The sequence below is a fragment of the Lysinibacillus louembei genome (assembly GCF_033880585.1).
Taxonomy (GTDB): domain Bacteria; phylum Bacillota; class Bacilli; order Bacillales_A; family Planococcaceae; genus Metasolibacillus; species Metasolibacillus louembei.
This window is the reverse complement of record NZ_CP137624.1, coordinates 2,541,663-2,560,395: the sequence shown is the minus strand read 5'-3', so window position 1 is coordinate 2,560,395 and position 18,733 is coordinate 2,541,663. Positions and strand designations below refer to the sequence as shown.

Sequence of the window (18,733 nt, the reverse complement as noted above, 5' to 3'; positions counted from 1 at the left end):
TCAGTCAACCGAAGTACAAATTTCAATATAATGCCCATCTGGATCTGCTACATATGCAACTGTCTGTCCCCATGGCTTCACGACAGGCTCCTTTACCACGGTTACCCCTTGTGTACGCAGCGTCTCAATTGTTGCTTGTACATCGTCTACAACAAAGCCAATTTCAAATGTTTGTGCGTCTGATAAGACGTTTGGTACATCTAGCCCAATTTCCTCTCGAACAGAGTCACGCGTATTAATGGATAATATCGTTGCCCCTGTATCAAACTCCACATATGTTCCTTGCTGCATTTTAACAGGCAATCCTAAAATATTTCGATAAAAATGTATCGTTTCCTCAAAATTATTGACATACAAAATGACATATTTCATTGTTAATTCCATTTTCTTTTCCCCTTTCATGTAACAGCACCATTATAGCATTAATTATAAAATGGTATGTGTTGTTAATTTTGGTATTGACTAAAAATTTTTTAATACTAATAATTAGATAGAGAAGGAGCTAGACAATTTATGTACAAAAAATTTAGCTATTTTATATTATTTTTTATTAGTATATTTGCAATTAATTTAAGTATAGGCGAAAGGAGCGAGGTCAACTATATTACAACACAGAAAGATGACATTCCTATTTTAGATTCTCACAACGCAACAGTCGGTTTTCTAAAAATCAACCAAACATATAAGGTCAATAGTGAGGAGCAAAATTATTGGAAAATCAACTTTGGCAACGGTACTGGCTACATTGAAAAAACCCAAACAATTTTGACATCACAAAGGCAAAAAACACCGAAGGACTATAAATCAAAAAGGACCATTATTTTAAACGATAATGTCATTGTTTATGAAAAGGCATCGTCAAATGCCAAACAGCTAGCGGTTATCAACAAAAACCAACGCTATCCGATTGTCGCTAATCATTTTTTCAACTGGTATAAGGTGCGTGTCGGTGACAAGGTTGGCTATATTCACAAAGAGCATACGGAAAAGGATAATGGCATTCCCATTTTAATGTATCATCATTTATTACCAGATGGCGAAAACAAAAAGTTCCGCGAAATATCGGCTGTGACATCTGTTGAGAATTTCGAGGAGCAAATGAAATGGCTCTATGACAGTGGCTATCAAAGTATTTCTCTACAAGAGCTAGAGCAATTTTTAAATAAGGAAATTAATTTGCCAGGCAAAGCTGTTGTCATCACCTTTGATGATGGGCTCAAGTCCAATTACTTATTTGGCTACCCTATTTTAAAAAAGTACAACTTCACAGCAACCGAATTTTTAATTACGAGTAGAATTCATCTTGATACAACACCTGAATTCAAACCAAATGCCATTCAAACATTGAGCATGGAGGAAGTAGAGGCGATGAAGGATGTATTCGACCTTCAAAGTCATACACATGACCTACATACAACGAGCGAAACTGGCAGAAGCGATGTCGTTCTGAAAGATGCTGAGGAAGTGAAGCAGGATTTCCTCGCAAATCAGTACATCACGAACGCCCGATACATGGCCTACCCTTTCGGTCAATATAGCAGAGAAACGATTGACATTTTAAAAGAGCTAAATATGACAATGGCATTTACTATTAAGCATGGCAAGGTGAAAATCGGTGATCATCCATATAAGCTAAAACGCTTAGCGATTAATTGTGATCATACATTGGAGGAGTTTATTGGGATGGTGGAGAACTAGGAGGGAAATAAATGAATATACGACTTGGAAGTAGCTATTCCGCTTATACAGCGAAATCTGAAAATACAAATCGCTTAACCGAAAATTTATTGCTAGCAAACCACAAAAAATCAAAAGCCAAATACGAAATCAAAAAAGAAAATGGCTACATCCGCCATTATGTCACAAAGGCAAATGGTGAGGTCATCATGATTAAAGAAACAAAGCTGCCTAAATCCGAGGAAAATGAGCATAGCACTGGCGAAATAAGAGATATGCTGATGCAGCAGCTTACGAAAATGTTGGATAAAGAGCAGTTTTCCACATTGACTAAAACAGGGTTGGCTGGACAGAGGGAGAAGCAGCTTCAGAAATATGTGACAGGTATTTAATAGTAACCCCCTTCCTTGTGTGACTTAGGAAGGGGGTTACTACGATATTTTGACTGCAAGACCCTTAGAAAATAAATACTGTTCCGCTTTTTCAATTCTTTCTCCCGTATGTTTTACAAATAATTCGTAACGTCGCTTTAACCATTCAAACGTTCTATCTCTGATATGTGAGTCGTCTGCTCCGTATATTAATGGAACTGTCTTAGTAAAAGAGTCAAAGCATAATAAGGCCTCAAAGCATTCTAAATATTCAATTTCCTTGTTAGAGACATTTTGATAAGCAGCTAATAGAGGTTCTTTGAAATCCATTCCAAACCAAGAGTATCCTAATACAAGCGTATTAGCTATATCAAAACGATGGTCTCCTAGAAAGGCTTTTTCCCAATCTAAAATATACAATTTGTTATCATTCGTCATTATCGTGTTCCAAAAATGATAATCCCCATGATTTAGCACCTCGCTAAATTTTACACCTTTGAACGATTGCTCAATATTTTTCAGTATCTTTCTATAAATTGGGTCTTCAAAGCCCGTAACTCTATTCTTTAAGCTTTCAATACAGTTATTTAACTGGTCATTTTTAAAATACTCATTATTTAACCCCTGCACATCAATTGAATGAATATGGGCTAGTGTAGAACCAAATTTTTCAAACGTCTCCCTCATCTCATTAGCACTCGAAATAATGTATTTGTCCAAAGTAACTCCCTCGACATGTTCCATTAACAAAAGCCTATTTTCTTTATCTTCAAAATAAAGAGTTGGAATATTTATGTAGTTATTCATAGATTCACTCTTTAAAATATGTAGTTCTTTATTAAACGACACACGATGACTAAATTTTTTCAGCACAACTCGCTTAGAAAATTCCTCTGCTTTATTAAAAAAGCTAAGATGAAACATCGTTATGTCATTATTAAAGCCATCATTATTTGTTTCTACATTATTAATCTCAACTACAGTCTCTAGCCCTGTATTTTTTAAAATCAATTGTTCAATCGCTTTATTCAAATTACCTACCTCCAATTAATAACATATTGGATTACATCATTTAATCTGCAATAAAAAGCCACGCTCCATGAACATGGCTTCATTTAGAAAATGAGAATTGTTATTTAGTAAGGACCAAAATACTTAATTAAACGGTTCATAGTTTTTTAATTCATCAACTGTCACTGATTTACCATCGATGGCTCTAAACTCAACCTGACGCACATTGCCATGAGCAAAATAAGTATATTCGATATTCTCTTCATCCTTAAAAATAACTACTACATAAAAGGTTGGTAGCTTTTTCCCCCATACTCCCTTAATTAACTTAATTTCTTCTTTTTGATAGCCCTTCTCTTCAATAAGGTATTCTGTTACTCTGTTGGCAAACATAACTTTATTACTTTGTACATAAAGAACGGGTAAAATTATAATTGCAATAATAAAAACTATCAAATACTTTTTCTTCGTCATTTTCACCACTTCCCTTCAGTTAAATGGCCTCTAATAAAAAAAGAGCTTATGACTCATTAATCAATCCTCATAAATGGAGCTTATTTGAATTTTTCACAAGAACCATGTCTTGCTCTATAAGTAGCATTAGTTTTTTACACCCTTATAATTTACATTATATCAAATAAACTCTAATTAATGGCCAATTCCGCTATATAACCTAAAGAAATTAAATATACACTTTCTAACATTTACTCTCATAAGAAAAAAGTCACACCTAGTTAGATGTGACTTCAATTATTAATACAAAATCATTAAATGTTCTCCTATATCCCCATTCTTCCTTAGTTTTCAAGTCTATACTTTTAACATGAAGCTATTTCAGCAAAAGTATTTGCAGACATGTTCAATGCGAATTAAAATACGATTTTGTGTAGTGCAACTTTACATTCTAATGCTTTCCCGAAAAACGCAAAAAGCCTTGAAAACCAAGTATATCAAGGTTTCAAGGCTTTTTGTATGTCGGTCAGATACATTCAAATTCGACCTATTTACGTCCCCAGTAGGATTCGAACCTACGACCTACCTAAATAGACGTACTTAAAAGCTTTATATATCAATAAGATTAAATTACATTCTTCGAACTTAGTACGATTAGTATATATTGTACATTTTATAGTCTAATTTATAAGATTACAAGAATAATCTATAATAGGATTCATAAATAACCTATTTAAAATTCTAGAATCCCATAATAACTATTTTCTTGATGTCATTAAACATCTAACACCCCCTCCTACTTCATTTACAAAAATTCCTCTTTTATATTTCACACAATCGATTATAGAAGCATCATTTTTTGTTGTTCCTTACACACGTCCTTCTTCAATTGCACTCACAGCATAACCAATGTTCGTAGCCCCTCCTCATTTTTAGCCAGTACAATAAGGTCGAGTGTTTGCTTAAAGGTATTCTTTGGATATATCTCTCTTCTCTATTGCCATTTCCCCAATTATTGCTGTTTTTTTCTTTTCCAAAACAATACAAAAAAACCTTCTCAATTTGTTATGTTTTACAACACACAATCAAAAAAGCTTGATATTCCTAACTTTACTTCAACTTTTATAAATGCTAAATCACTCACAAACCTAAGGCGTTCCTTCACGTGTTGCTATTCTAAAAGATGTGCCACAGCCACATGATGCAAGAGCATTTGGATTATCAATGGTGAAACCACCGCCCATTAATGATTGCTTGTAAATATTATTAAATCAACGTTTGTCGATGTTTTGATAGATTGTAAACCACAGAGTGAATTGTGTATCCCATGCCTCTATGATTGTGTATATCGCTGATTCAATTATACCCTAACTATCAGAGATAAACCATTACTAGATATAGTTAGTTGTTTCATTATTGACATCAATTCATGTGAGTGCAACAGGTTGCATATCAATAAAAGATTACAATCACCATTCCACTACTTAAAATCCAATATCATACTCAAGTTTAGGCTTCCACTTAGCTCTACTTAGAGACTCTGCAAATCCATACATAGTATTTAAAAAGTTCGCTCTTTGGTGTGGGGTTTTTCCTGTTCTTATAATTATCATTTCTTTTAGTGGATGATTACTTTCAATTAGATACTCATTACGCTTATACAATCGTTGCAAAAGATGGTTTTCAGGTAGTCGAGCAAACTTCCCATTAGCTTCCCCTCTATTGCAATCCTGACAGCTTAGAACTAAATTCCAAACACCATTTAAGTCTAAATCATGTGTACTGTTGAACTGTGTTGAGAGCGGCACAAAATGGTCTATGTCACAAGTATTCAATTGGTTACTTTCAATTGAAATCGGTCTATAGCAATAGAAGCATTTTCCCTTTTGATACCCGTTTAATGGTTTTCTAGCAGAAGTTAGATTGATTCTTTCATGTGACAACATGAACTGCTTTGGTGTCATAGGCTTTATAAAGAAAAACTGCTCAAGGTCTGTATCAAACTGAACTTCTAGTTTTGGATTTCGTTCAGTCCATGCGTTTTCAACTAAGTTCCATCTACCTTCAATTTCACTAAAAATATTTTCTTTTTGGGAGCTTTCATTCAAAAAAAATATACCATCAGTCAAGGTAATTCCTAAAGTCTTTCCTTGTATGGACTTCTCATAAAATTTTTTATCAAGCTCACCATTAGGAATGTTATGAAAAGCATCTATCACATTGTTAAACCCTACTTTTTCAGTAATCTCAAGTAACTGTTCCCACATAATTTGGTTTTGATGAAATAAATCCAGAGCACTAATAAACTTAGATGACTGACTTGTTATTTGTCGTTTCCCATTCCCAATATGCTCTAACATATACTTTGCAAATATAGGGGATAATTCTTCTAAGCTCACAAAGCTTTTGTTACTCTCACCTAATTCAAGTAATGTTTTAGCGAACGCAAATTTATAAGTTGCAACATTTTTACCAAATAAGTAAATCGAGCGGAAATACGATTCCAAGGTATCATCATTTTCTAAGTAATTATTCATCTAAACACTCCATTGAAAATAGGTTACTTATCCTCTACATCAATTAAATAAATTGCCTTTTCAAATCCGCCACGTTTAGCCTTTTTCTGCTCACGAATGGCTTCTAGTTCTTCATAACTTACACCTAATGCACTGATAGCTGTATGTACTAGTTCTAAAATATCTGCTAATTCTTCAACACTTTCTTGGACGTTATCTGCCCCATAAAACTCTTTAGCTTCTTCAATCATCTTCGCCTTTACTTCCTTTAGAAGCTCACTAGACTCCAATATTCTAGCATTATAAGCTAACCCATCTGCTTCGATAATCTCTAAAATTTTATCTCTTACTAATTTATTATATACAGGCATCATCCTTAACTCCTTTAACATATAAATTAAAACCTTACTTCCCTTATTGCACTCGAAAACTTCTCTTTTAATAAAAATATAATTATCACATATGAGAGAAAAATACCTGCTATCACACTACTCGTAGCAAGTATCTCTCATAATAATACTACACACCATTTTTATCCATCATCTAAATTATTCTCGAAATAAAAAAGTGCTGGTTTCTATTGAAACACACAATCAGCATATATTTTGTTAAGTTGTTTCACCTTTGAATAGGTATTTAGAGATTGTTATATAATTTCTAATGTTTTCTTCATATATTCTTTAAAAGCATCATTTTTCCAAAAACCTAGTCGTATACCATCAATGCCTCTAGTCATCAAAATATAATAAATATTCAATACAAATAAAGTAAACTCTTGTGCATTTTCTGGGCTTTCATCTTCTTTAGAGAATTTTCCATTTACATTATGAAAGTTCTCTGGATTCCCATATAATCGCCCCTCAGTGTCAACTTGAAGGTCATTTCCTACTAAAACGCCCACTTTATTTAAATCAATACCTTGCACTGCAAAAACAGAGCCAATTTGCTCTTCAGCATCTTCCTCATCTGAATAAACCCAATTTTCCTGAGTGGAATTCCATCTTCGTTTTATATCACCTTCATGCCAATGGGTGATTGAAGAATCTTTACCGTCAGCCTGTTTCCAAGGTTCAACTAACCCACCTAATATACGATTAATATGTTCAGGATTAAAATTTCTGTCTTCCTCTATCCAGTCAATTAAATTCTTTAACGGCTCTGTTTCCAAATATCCAAAATAAGCATCCATATCTTTATCTTGGAATACATATCTATCAAATTTAGGATTGAAATTCGTTTGTTCTAATAAGCCCGTATCCTTATATAAAAGATATTTTATACCATTTACAAAATCATCTGATGTATAGCTTTTTCCTGCTGGTGCTTGAATTCTAAACTGTGTCTTTAAGTATCTCTTTTCAAAATCTTTAGTAGCTTCATTGAATTGAATACGTGTCATGTTAGCAGGTCGAATAGCTTGTAATATGTCATACATTAAAACAATTTGGCTACCCATTTTTTTCAAACACTCCAAATGATTGCTATCATTAACAAATCTGCCTTTATACACTTTGTTAAAACTCACCATTTGTTTAGAGAACTTTCTAGAAAGCTTATGGGATTCATCAACAATAACAACATCATAATTGTCATCCGCATTAATTAGTTGTATTGAAGTTGCAATTGTAAGGTTACTACTCTTCATTCCGTACACTCTAAAGATATCTTTTGCTGTTTCAATCCAATTGCGTTGTAAAACAACTGCTATCCTCTTATTAGGTTGCTCTTTTAAGAGCATAGCTACTAAATGAGTTAATAATACAGTTTTTCCTGTACCTGCATCACCATTAATCACAAAATCTTTATCTTGATTTAAATTTATTTCGTTTAGTAAATCTATTTGCTGTTCCGTTAATTGTTTAATTGGGCTATATTTTACTAGTGCATTAGTGCGTAGTTCCGCCAAAGAAGGAGTGTTTACCCATTCATTAGGATATAATTCTTTCTCCCAGAAAGGTAAAATAACTTCTAAAGAAACTTTTTCTCTTTCTCGGTAGTTATTTACACTATTACCATTGTTCCGATTGATAACTTCACCATTATCATACTGAACTTTAGACTTTGGATTATCTGCAATAAAGTAGGTAATAAGCTGACTTTCTACATCATCTAAAGCTGAACCATTGAAATAAGATGAGATAAGAATGCATACTTGGTCGAAGGCTGCTGCATTAAATTTGCCCTCTTTACTATTATAATGTTGCTTATTTCTTTCAATAAAATGTTTCGTTTGTCCAATATAAATTTTCTTAGATTTCGTTCCTCTGTATATATAAACAACATTGCCGTTTTTCAGGATATTTTGTTCAGGTTGGCGAAGTTTATCAAAGTCTTCTAGTTCCCCATTTTTTACTTTCAATGTTATACAATTATACTTAGCCACTATTTTATTCACTCCAGTTGATTTATTTTCCATTAAAACTATCGAGATTTTGGCATATTAAAAGAGTAAAAATCAATTCCACCACATCTAATTCTTATATTAATTGTAGTTAATGAAATTTCTATTTACAATGTAATTATTTTAAAATACAATTATATCGTATCGTGAGCTACTTCAATTTGTGTAGATGTAACAGGTCACACATTAATAGGGAAATACTCAATCTTAATATCGGAAAATCCCCCCTGCTTGACCCTTGCCGTCTAATTCTCCAAACGTCCATCCAACACACTTTTGACCTTCGCTGACAAATAAGTCAGCTTGACCTCTAGGAACAGACTACAAACAAAGCTCCACCCCCCTCTGACAATCCACCAGTCACTCCTGTATCACGACTGAAATAAAATCGCTGTTTTACTTGTCAATCCATAAAATTTTAATGTGCCATAAAGCCCTATAAATCAAGATTTTCGTCTGAATATACCTAAACGTAACCTTCGCAAAACCTCAACTAAATTTCTACAATGTATCTATCACTAATTGCAATTGCTAAAAAATCTGATTTCTTTATCCTATGTCGCTCACAAAAAGCGTCTAGCTGCTCTATCAGCTAATCATTGATAGACTCTTCTTTATTGAAATGCTCTGAATATCACCTAAAATACCTAGAGAGCCATATATAACACTTTGGCTAACCATTTGTTGTTGTGTTAGATGCTTCAATACTTTGATTCCCTCATATGTAAATCCACAAGCAATATTATTATTCTCTGACTTTATTATATCCTCTATTTCAGTATTGATAATATCAATATTACCATTGACATCATATTGCATGGTTAACCATAAGGAGCAATTCCTATAATCCTTTTTATCTATCAAAACATACTGTCCCTTGTATTTAGTGCTATCGTATTCATAGCTGAATGAAGAAAACACCTGCTTTAACTTTGTTTCTCCAATACCACTTTCTCTTGCCACCTACTTCATGTTCATAGTTTTATGACCTTGCTCTATATCTAATTTGACACCATTTAATATTAGTATTGTTACAACTTTTCTATTTCCACATTACTTATATTTTTAAAAGAAAAAGAGCATATCATATTGATATACTCCCCATCCATCAAATAGTTTATTTATATATAAGTGATTTGACTTCTATTTTTAGAATAAATTCATCACATCATATTATTCTATTTTCTTCTTTTTGCCATCCAAACCACCGAATTACTTGCTGTGCAACTATATCTAAAAATACAGAAAAATCTCCCATATTTTCCTCAGGACATTCTCCACCCTTAGTTCTATAATTGGTTTTAGCATGTGATAACTTATTTCTAGTTGCGGTTATACTCTCTACTATTTCTAAAAAAGCTTCTTCAATTTGTTTTGAATTACTATTTAAAGTTATTTTTTGCGTCTTCTTCAAATTACTAGGTGCAAGCTTGACAAGCTCATAAATATCACAACAATTTTCTACTGTTATTTTAAAAGCTTGATAGTCTTTTTTACTCTCATTGTGCTGTTCGAATATTTTACCAAGTTCTAATATAAAATCTGAATCAGGTAAAAAAACTCTTCTATTCGATAATTTATTTGTAGCCTTTTCTATTAGGTCTTTTCGAATTACAGTTTGCGATACATATTCTATTACTCTACAAAAACTTAAAATTCTATGTTCTGCAAATGTAGTATTGAATCCCCTTGCATAGATATCAATTACTTCTTTCATACCTTTTCCATATAATAATGGTCTTAATCTTATCTCACGTTCAGGCTCTTTGATATCTTCTTCCTCAGCAAAAAAGTTCAAATCTACTAGAGGATGATATTTTAGTTCTATATTAAACATAGTTTTGATTTCAAAAAAGTAAGCTAAATAAATTTCCTCTATATGTTCTTTTTGTATATAAGGACTGTAAATACATACATACATACATGTCATCTTTATAATAAGGTGCTACAAATTTATTATATGCATCTTCTTCTACTATTTTGAGATTAAAACTATTGAACCCTTTTGTAAGACATACTATATACTCTATCTCATCAAGAATTATATCTGCACTATAAGCATTTACGGTTGTTATTGTTTCATAAAAATCTCCTGTTGTCGTTACTCTTACTAAAGCTTCATCTTTAGTCAAAAGTGTATAATCATTTATAAAATTCGCCGTTTTTACTTTTTGAATATTGAACACTAAATCTTCAAACTTACATTCTATTGAATACCTTGTTAAGGGGAGATAAACTGTTAATAATGTGGAGTTACTTAAAACAATGTCGGTCTCTTTTTCTGAATGAAAGATAGATAAATTATTATAATAACAATCTATAAATTTATCAGAACAATATCCTTTAACATCTATGTACTCCTCTTCAATATTACTATTTTCAAATTTCATTACATCACCACTATTCTTATTCTTTCATGAGTAAAAGAATGATTTTACATTAATAGAAAAAGAGAGCAAGTTTCTGCTCTCTTTCATGTAACATTATGCGATTAGTATAAACGATTTTCTCCACTTGGAAGTATTATAAATTTACGAACTTGGTTCGGAAGCCTAATAACCATCAAACGGCTATTCAAAATACGATTTATTAATACTTCTAATTTTAAAATAATTATTAGGTTCAAATGCTTGAAGGACAATGGATTTATCAAAAATTACTCCTAACAAGTTACTATATCTTTCATTTGATTTATAATATTTCCACCGTACAATTTCCCCAGGTATATTAATAAAGTCTTTATTTTTAAATATTACTACTAAAGCATTTTCACACTCTACCACTGTACCAAATGATGTACCTGCACCAGCTAAAATATCTCCTTTCCATTCCATGAAGTTAATATATCTAGACCTAAAAGCCAATTCTCCATTCCCAAAGTTTTGTACGGTTACTTCTTGTAATTGTCTACTATCAACAACTCTATATATTTTGTTATTATTAGCCCAACTTATATTGGAATGATATACATTTTCATCATTTTTCCGAAAAATCTGTGAATCTTCATAAATTTTATAGTCATTATAATTCCATACGCCTCTTTCAATGGGCTTATTTAGAATAAAGCTTTCTTCTATTGGAGAAGTATTATAAATACTATTTTTTAGCCAATCAACTTTATTCGATTGTTTTTTTATTATATGTTTAACTTCATTTGTCTCATTATATTTTTTTTGAGGCATTACAAATTCAAATACCCCCTCTTCACCTCCAGCTAATGCAACATTCCCATAATTTCCAATACTAATATCAAAAAAAGGCATATCAAATATCTTTTCATAATATTTTTCTTTGGTTAAAGTATTTGTATGAATATTATTTGAATCTACCAAAATCTCTTTCAAATTGCATAAAAGTAATCCCTCATCAGTATTTAAAAGTAAATCATCATTATATGAATCTAAGGAAATAATTAAATCATTAGTAGAAATCCAAAATTCCCTTACTTTATATTTTTGAATTTCACTTTTTCTGAGATTTATTTTTGAACTCTCTTTCATATCTTTATTATGAACATTTAAAAGTATAGAATTTATATTTCCTCTAAAAAATTTATAAATATTATTATCTTTCATTTTATAGCTCAAATCATTCAACAAGTATTCCCAATCGTAAATTTCCAACGTTCCTTCAAAAGTCCATAAAAATAAAGCATTGTACTTAATTAAATAATCCCAGTATTCTCCTTCAATTCTAATAGATATACTTTTCATTTAAATTTCACATCCTTGCCCTTGCAAAATTCGTCTCATTTGTGTTTTAGTTATAATCTCGTCCTTAACCCATTGTTTAAGTATTTTAGCGTTAGGTTTATCATTTACAGAAAATCTATAATCGATTGGATAACCGTGCCACTGAAAATTATTGGCACTATCTAGGAATTTCGCTATTTTTACTTCTTCATTTCTTGTATTAATTCCCAAAAATTCATTACGACTGTTAACTCTATGTACTGACCAACCCTTCACGTTATCTATTATCCAATTCTCATTACACATTAATGTAAATGAATCGAATTCTTCATTTTGATTAACTTGCCATATCGATTTATTATTATTTTGTCGAATTCTATGTTGATTTGAAAAAATATAAGTATAGTTTTTAAAAATTTTTATTGGATGTTGATTTGACACTGTATCACCCTCACCTATGATTTATTTAAAAAATAATTATTCAAAATACCTAATTAAAGGTTTTGACTTATTATTAAACCATTCCATTACTCTTTCTCCCTAATTATTAATTTCTTTAACTCTTCTATATTCAATACATTATCCTTCCTTCTATGCACCATTCGATGACAATTTGCACATAAAGGAACTAAATCCGTTTTAGGATTTATTTTTACAGCTTCTTCTAATTTACTTAATGGTTTAATATGATGAATTTCTATAAAATCTGTTCCTCGTTCTCCATATACATCTTCAAAATTAAATCCACAAGCATAGCAATTCAATCCCTGAATCTCAATTGCTTTCTTACGATTCTTTGGGTCACGCTCATATTTATTTACTAAGTACGCTTTCTTAGTTCCCTCTATTCGATTTCCTTCCTCCACTTGTTGAGCTTCAATATCTGATTTTACAATCTCAAATAGCTTTTCTGATTCAGAATATACATTTAATAACCGTACAATTTCATCATACTCTGTCCCTTTTCTTTGTAGAATTTCTATTACTTCGTGGAATACTTTTCCTTGGAATACGCCTCTATAATCTGATTTCATACCTAGATAGTAAAGGATGTTCGCTGCATCTCTACCATGATTAGTTTCTGGTCTACCAAGTATATTAACATCAAGCCATCTATGAGTTTGGTTATTTAATAAATGTTCATAAATAACTCTTCCCTTTAAATCTTCAGGATAATAATTAAACTCTCTTTCTCGACCACTTGGTTTCAAAGACGGTAAATCATAGCATATATCTTCTACTTCATAGCCAAATTCACTTAATCTAGCTTTAGCAATCTCTAACTCTTCTTTTGTAAACAAAGGTCTAAATTTCTCTTGTAATATCACAGCTTCAGTGGATAAATCCAATCGATTAAGTTCCCATAATTTCTCAAACCTTGTAGAAGTTCTATGAATCAGTTTTTTCGCAACAGAGTACCCACCTTCATTTGCTAACATTTGGTTAAAAATATGAGGATTGTAACCTATACTATTAGCACTTTTCGCTGCATTTAATAAAACCTTATGTAATTCTTTTTGTAATTGGTGATGTTTCTCAGACATTCAAATTACCCCTTTCTTTCATTTAGATATACGGTCTTATAGATTCCACAGCTACTAAATATACATACAATTATACCTTTCATTAAAAGTACCTTTATATAATAAAAAAACGATATAAACATTAAGTTTTTATCGTTTCTTCATCTTTCTTTGGTAGAAATGTAGTTAATGTATGCTTCTTCTTTAATACAAAAAAATCCGCCCTGCTGCCGTTGTTAGGAATTAACAAGAAGTAGTATTCTCTTACCTACTGATTTGCCTTTTTCAGCAATGATATATCTACGTTTCATCTCACAATCAGTCGCTCGATGTGCAGAATGAATATCGTGTGAGTGTATTGGTCACAATTCTATATGAAGTTACCTTACCATTTCGGAAACCATGCCCCCTACTATCTGTTCACATGAAGCTTAGGAAGAGTTCACAGATACCTCCAAAGAAATGAATTAATCTAACTCACAAAAATACTCACAGGGTGGTTCGGTTCTACCTCTTCTCAGATGGAATGTGTAGTTACAATGACCTACAACTTTAACTATTCTTATACATGTTTCGATATTCTCATAAAATTCTTTTGAATTCCTCTTACTAGTGATTAGATAAAATCAAAGTTTAAAGTCTACAAAAAATATTAATATTCCAAAAAAGTTATTAAAATGGTATATTAATATTACCAAAGGAGGAGATTTGTAAGTGAAGGCTTTTGACCCAAAACCAGAAGTATTACGAATTGAAGAACTTGTCTTAAAAGTTAAGACAGGTGATATTAAATTACCAAAGTTTCAACGTCCGTTTGTCTGGAAGAAAAAAGACATATTAAGTCTGCTAGATAGTATTTATAAAGGCTATCCTATAGGAAGTATTTTACTTTGGTTCACTAAAGAAAAATTAGCTAGCGAAAGAAACATTGGTGATTTTAAAATTGATGATAGAAGTTTAGAATATCCTACAAATTATTTGTTAGATGGGCAACAAAGGCTTTCTACATTATGTGGTGCACTTTTTTGGAATGGCTCTGACCTAAAAAGTATGTGGAATATAGCATTTGATTTAGAAAAAGAAGTATTTATTCATCCCGAAAGTAATTCAAAACCTGAATATCTCCCTTTAAATAAAGTTATAGGAACAATGGACTTTATTAATGAATGTCGTAAAATAGAAGCTTTACCAAATAAAGATAAATATATTAAAAATGCAGAACGTTTATTACAGGCTATCAAAGATTATAAAGTCGCTGCTGTAACTATTGGTGATATGACAGTTCATGAAGTAGCTCCTATTTTTGAACGAATTAATAGTACAGGTCGTAGATTAACTATTGTTGATTTAATGCGAGCTGCTACTTGGAGTGGTGATTTCGATTTAAGTGACACTATACAGAAAATAAGAGAAGTTTTAAAACCTAAAAATTTTGAAGATGTTTCAGAAGCTGATATATTAAAAAATATTTCATCTGTAATGGGCTATGGTATTAATAAAGATGATATGGATAAATTAAGAGATTGCACTTCTTCAGAGTTGAAAAATGCCGCACTTAAATGTGTTGAAGCTTATAAACATGCTGTTGATTTTTTAACTTCTGAATTACCAATAACTTCATCTTCTTATTTACCTTATGGGCTACAACTAACCCTATTAGTAGAGTTCTTCAACATTTGTCCTAGCCCAACTGTACAGCAAAGAGATGAATTAAAAAAATGGTTTTGGCGTACTGCTTTTAGCAGATATTTCGCTTCATTTAACACCGCTCAATTAACCAAGGATTTGGAAGAAATTAGAAGTTTCGCAAATGGAAATACAACTACTCTTAATTTCTCAACGCCTATTGACTTTAAAAAATTTGTCTTTGATGATTTTAAATTAAATAAAGCCAATAGTAAGTCCTTAGGTTTATTATTAGCTTCAAAAAAGCCTCAAAGTCTACTTGATGGTTCAGTAATTAATATCGCCAATGTTTTAGCTGTAATCAACCGTCATGAATATCATCACATTTTCCCTAAAGCATATTTAAAAAACACAAATATTTCCGATAAAGAAGCAAATTATCACTCAAACATTTGCCTTTTAAATTTGATTAACAACAGAACTATTTCGGACAAAAAACCATCGATTTACTTTAATACAGTGTTAGATTCTTTAGGAGACTCTGCAGCTGATATTTTAGAAAGCAATTTTATTTCTCAAAAGGCACTTGATGCAGCTTTAGTTGACGATTATTCCAAGTTCCTTGAGTTACGTTCAGAAGATTTAATCAAGCAAATGAAATTATTATGTGAATAGGTATTAAATTATATCCGATAATTCATCTATATAAAAAGGATTCAAACTGTAGACATAATCGAAGAATTTTGAATATGTCTACAGTCTAAAATTAAATTTTACATTTTTGAACAATAGAAAAAGAGAGCAAGTCTCTGCTCTCTTTCATGTAACATATGCGATTTACTCCACTAGGTAGTATTACATTTTTACGAACTTGATTCAAACACCTTCTGAGGACTAGTATATACCATATAGTTGCATAATGAAATGATAGTTCTCAAAATAAGGACTCTCATTAGATGCAGCGTTTTGTAATTCTAAACGAGTTACAGCGCAATTCGTTCATAATTTTTTAGGTATACCACTTCTCGATATTTCTTAATTATCCCCATTATAAACTAATTAAGGATTTTTGTGGAGTTAACTACAAATCTATGTAAAAGAAGTGCTTTCCTTTGAATATTATCATTTAATTCGATGTGAGTGTAATAGGTAGCTCCAATTCTTCATTCACCTTCATCAAATTATCGCTAACTACGCCCCCTACCTAAGCCTTGTTATATGACGCTTGAAATGGCTCTACGACAAGACTACAACCTTCTCTGACCAATGTTTCACCCCGAACTGTAACGCCTTGTCACAGCTCTCCTACGACTCCAATAAAGCCACCTAACATATACGTGATAGCTTCACCACAGCTCAATAAAATCAATGTTTTACCTGCTATCTATGACCTGTTTGAGCATCATAATAAAGCAGGTAAATCAATACTTTTAGCGCTATTTAGATTCCTCATATTCACTGATTATCTTGTAAAACGAGTTCTTTTTTAGTCCTAAGATTTCCATGAATTGTACACTTGTGATTTCTTTGGCTTTCCATGTTGTATAGTTCGCCTCAAGGTCTGCTCTCTGTTGCTTTGTCAAAGTGTTAAGGTTTAATTGCGGTCTACCTAAATGCTTCCCTTGTGCTTTAGCAACTGCAATTCCTTCCTTTTGTCGTGCTAGTATCTTTTCACGTTCGCTTTGAGCCATGAATGTAAGCACCTGTAAGACTAAGTTAGCAACAAAGTTTCCCATCGTATCTTTATATTTGCGTGTATCAAGCAATGGCATATCAAGCACAACCATATCTGCTCCAATTTCCCTTGTGATTTCTTCCCATTCTTTTTTGATTGCGTCACTGTTACGTCCTAAACGGTCAAGGGAACTAATATAAACTAGGTCACCTTTGCGTAGTTGGGCTTTAAGTGCTTGATATTGGGGACGGTCAAAATCTTTACCACTCGCTTTATCAATGAAAATGTCACGCTCGTTGATTTTTAATTTCTTCATTTCTACTGTTTGTCGGTCTGCGTTCTGCTCCTTAGTTGACACACGAACATAGCCGAATGTTTTTGTTTCTGTCATGTTAATTTCCCGCTCCTGTTTGTTAAGGTTATACTTATATTATAAACGTTTTTAAATGTTAAACAATACCTTTACGGAATTTTATACTGACCCTAAACCATTGATTTGACTGCATTTTCCGAATCGAGGTATTCTGTCCTCAAAGGTATGCCTTTGCAAACAGAAGTAAATAAATAATAATATTTCTCAAAAATACGATAAAATAGTATTATAAAATTAAATATCCTTAGGAGGTTTATTATGGTTAATCATATTATTCAGCTCATTGAAAGCTTCATAAAAAAAATGGAATCAAGAGAAAGTGGTATTACTCATCGTGCATATTTCGAGATGATTGCTGATGAATTAAATACATTAGATACCTTGTGTTTTGCACCTAATGATAGATATGAATTTATTTTGGCACGCCAAAATATTAAATTACAAAGTAAACAGGCGGGATTCAATTATGCAGACATTGACTATTTCATTAATGAATTTACTACAATAGCTAATGCATTAAGAAACTATGGTACTATCCATAATCAAGAACTGCCTAAAAACTTTGATTTCATTCAAAATTACAACTTAAAATTGATTATTGAACGTGATTATAAAGAATTAGTGCATATTCTAATGCCCGATGGTGCATGGAAAAGTTCTGTTATTCTAGCAGGAAGTATTTTAGAAGCTATATTGTATGACCAACTAAGTAGCCCAAAATATAACCAGCAAGCTCTAAATTGTAAATCAGCACCAAAATCCACAGATGAAAACGCACAAAAAATAGTGAAAAAACTAGAAAATTGGAAATTAGCAGAAATGATTACTGTTGCTGAAAAGATAGATTGTCTACCACAAAAAAGAGCCAAATCAATTGACCAAGTTTTAAGAGACTATAGAAATTTTGTACACCCTTTAGTAGAGATTAGGTCTGAACACCCTTGCACTGACGCAGAAGCTTACATGGCAAAAGGTGGATTAGATGGTGTTATTAATTACTTCAACTCTCTAGAAATTCCTGTTATTTCATAATTGGATGTTCAATCACAGCGTAATCGAGAACAAAACAAGCCCTTAGCTGTTCCTCTCGATTGCGCTATGAGCTATCGTAACACTCTATCGTTAAGCTTCAATGATTCCCTAACATTTATCCCATTGTTTGCTCCTGCTACTGTAAATAGCTGATTCTGTTACTTTACTAAAAGACCGCTTCTATTTGGAGCAAAAGGAATGATTGTTCCAAGCGCACAGTAGCTATAAAACCCTCTCGTGTCGCATGTGATAACTGCCATTCTATTTTAATACACTCTAACCCTTCTAGCATGGCTTACATGAAGCTCCATTGAAGCAGTCCCCCCTATGTCATAATTTCATCAAAGCACCATGCAACGTGACTGTGAGCTTTTGACATGACA

The 18,733-nt window shown here is 32.0% G+C and carries 17 protein-coding genes and 1 pseudogene; 4 read left to right on the top strand and 14 right to left on the bottom strand.

Annotation, left to right across the window (positions count from 1 at the left end):
- A complete protein-coding gene (locus tag R6U77_RS12805; protein ID WP_319835926.1) occupies nt 1-384 on the bottom strand; it encodes a VOC family protein in 384 nt (127 codons plus the stop codon).
- A gap of 129 nt (nt 385-513) precedes the next feature.
- Here R6U77_RS12805 and R6U77_RS12800 point away from each other — a divergent pair, with 129 nt between their 5' ends.
- Nucleotides 514-1,698 (top strand): polysaccharide deacetylase family protein, encoded by a 1,185-nt coding sequence (locus R6U77_RS12800; RefSeq protein ID WP_319835925.1) that lies wholly within the window; start codon nt 514-516, stop codon nt 1,696-1,698.
- An 11-nt stretch (nt 1,699-1,709) separates the two neighbouring features.
- Nucleotides 1,710-2,069 (top strand): hypothetical protein, encoded by a 360-nt coding sequence (locus R6U77_RS12795; protein ID WP_319835924.1) that lies wholly within the window; start codon nt 1,710-1,712, stop codon nt 2,067-2,069.
- 39 nt (nt 2,070-2,108) lie between these two features.
- Here R6U77_RS12795 and R6U77_RS12790 read toward each other — a convergent pair whose 3' ends face one another.
- The 12 genes and pseudogenes from R6U77_RS12790 to R6U77_RS12735 all read right to left on the bottom strand — a co-directional run bounded on the left by R6U77_RS12790 (nt 2,109) and on the right by R6U77_RS12735 (nt 13,665).
- Nucleotides 2,109-3,080 carry an aminoglycoside phosphotransferase family protein gene (locus R6U77_RS12790; protein ID WP_319835923.1) on the bottom strand — a complete coding sequence of 324 codons (972 nt, stop codon included), beginning with the start codon at nt 3,078-3,080 and terminating at the stop codon, nt 2,109-2,111.
- Between the two features lie 123 nt (nt 3,081-3,203).
- A complete protein-coding gene (locus R6U77_RS12785) occupies nt 3,204-3,533 on the bottom strand; it encodes a DUF3139 domain-containing protein (protein WP_319835922.1) in 330 nt (109 codons plus the stop codon).
- Between the two features lie 1,127 nt (nt 3,534-4,660).
- Nucleotides 4,661-4,771, bottom strand: a pseudogene (locus tag R6U77_RS12780) (HesB/IscA family protein); the annotation flags it as partial.
- Nucleotides 4,772-4,996: 225 nt separating this feature from the next.
- Entirely contained in the window at nt 4,997-6,049 is a 1,053-nt protein-coding gene (locus R6U77_RS12775; protein ID WP_319835921.1) for an HNH endonuclease domain-containing protein, read from the bottom strand.
- Between the two features lie 23 nt (nt 6,050-6,072).
- Nucleotides 6,073-6,399 (bottom strand): nucleoside triphosphate pyrophosphohydrolase, encoded by a 327-nt coding sequence (locus tag R6U77_RS12770; RefSeq protein ID WP_319835920.1) that lies wholly within the window; start codon nt 6,397-6,399, stop codon nt 6,073-6,075.
- Nucleotides 6,400-6,674: 275 nt separating this feature from the next.
- Complete coding sequence (locus R6U77_RS12765) at nt 6,675-8,411, bottom strand: DUF2075 domain-containing protein (RefSeq protein WP_319835919.1); 1,737 nt, start codon at nt 8,409-8,411, stop codon at nt 6,675-6,677.
- Nucleotides 8,412-9,017: 606 nt separating this feature from the next.
- Complete coding sequence (locus R6U77_RS12760; RefSeq protein ID WP_319835918.1) at nt 9,018-9,392, bottom strand: hypothetical protein; 375 nt, start codon at nt 9,390-9,392, stop codon at nt 9,018-9,020.
- A 205-nt stretch (nt 9,393-9,597) separates the two neighbouring features.
- Nucleotides 9,598-10,350 carry a hypothetical protein gene (locus R6U77_RS12755; RefSeq protein WP_319835917.1) on the bottom strand — a complete coding sequence of 251 codons (753 nt, stop codon included), beginning with the start codon at nt 10,348-10,350 and terminating at the stop codon, nt 9,598-9,600.
- The gene (locus R6U77_RS12750) at nt 10,277-10,819 is read right to left on the bottom strand and encodes a hypothetical protein (protein WP_319835916.1); all 543 of its coding nucleotides are present in this window, start codon (nt 10,817-10,819) and stop codon (nt 10,277-10,279) included. Before R6U77_RS12750 ends, R6U77_RS12755 begins: the two co-directional genes overlap by 74 nt.
- A 180-nt stretch (nt 10,820-10,999) precedes the next feature.
- Nucleotides 11,000-12,142, bottom strand: coding sequence for a hypothetical protein (locus R6U77_RS12745; RefSeq protein WP_319835915.1), 1,143 nt, complete (start codon nt 12,140-12,142; stop codon nt 11,000-11,002).
- A complete protein-coding gene (locus R6U77_RS12740; RefSeq protein ID WP_319835914.1) occupies nt 12,143-12,562 on the bottom strand; it encodes a hypothetical protein in 420 nt (139 codons plus the stop codon).
- A gap of 86 nt (nt 12,563-12,648) precedes the next feature.
- Nucleotides 12,649-13,665 (bottom strand): HNH endonuclease, encoded by a 1,017-nt coding sequence (locus R6U77_RS12735; protein WP_319835913.1) that lies wholly within the window; start codon nt 13,663-13,665, stop codon nt 12,649-12,651.
- Nucleotides 13,666-14,358: 693 nt separating this feature from the next.
- On the opposite strand from R6U77_RS12735, the gene R6U77_RS12730 reads away from it, so the two are divergent.
- Nucleotides 14,359-15,945, top strand: coding sequence for a GmrSD restriction endonuclease domain-containing protein (locus R6U77_RS12730; protein WP_319835912.1), 1,587 nt, complete (start codon nt 14,359-14,361; stop codon nt 15,943-15,945).
- Nucleotides 15,946-16,706: 761 nt separating this feature from the next.
- Here R6U77_RS12730 and R6U77_RS12725 read toward each other — a convergent pair.
- Nucleotides 16,707-17,336 (bottom strand): recombinase family protein, encoded by a 630-nt coding sequence (locus tag R6U77_RS12725; RefSeq protein WP_319835911.1) that lies wholly within the window; start codon nt 17,334-17,336, stop codon nt 16,707-16,709.
- A gap of 240 nt (nt 17,337-17,576) precedes the next feature.
- Here R6U77_RS12725 and R6U77_RS12720 point away from each other — a divergent pair, with 240 nt between their 5' ends.
- Entirely contained in the window at nt 17,577-18,350 is a 774-nt protein-coding gene (locus R6U77_RS12720; protein ID WP_319835910.1) for a hypothetical protein, read from the top strand.
- Nucleotides 18,351-18,733 lie beyond the last annotated feature (383 nt).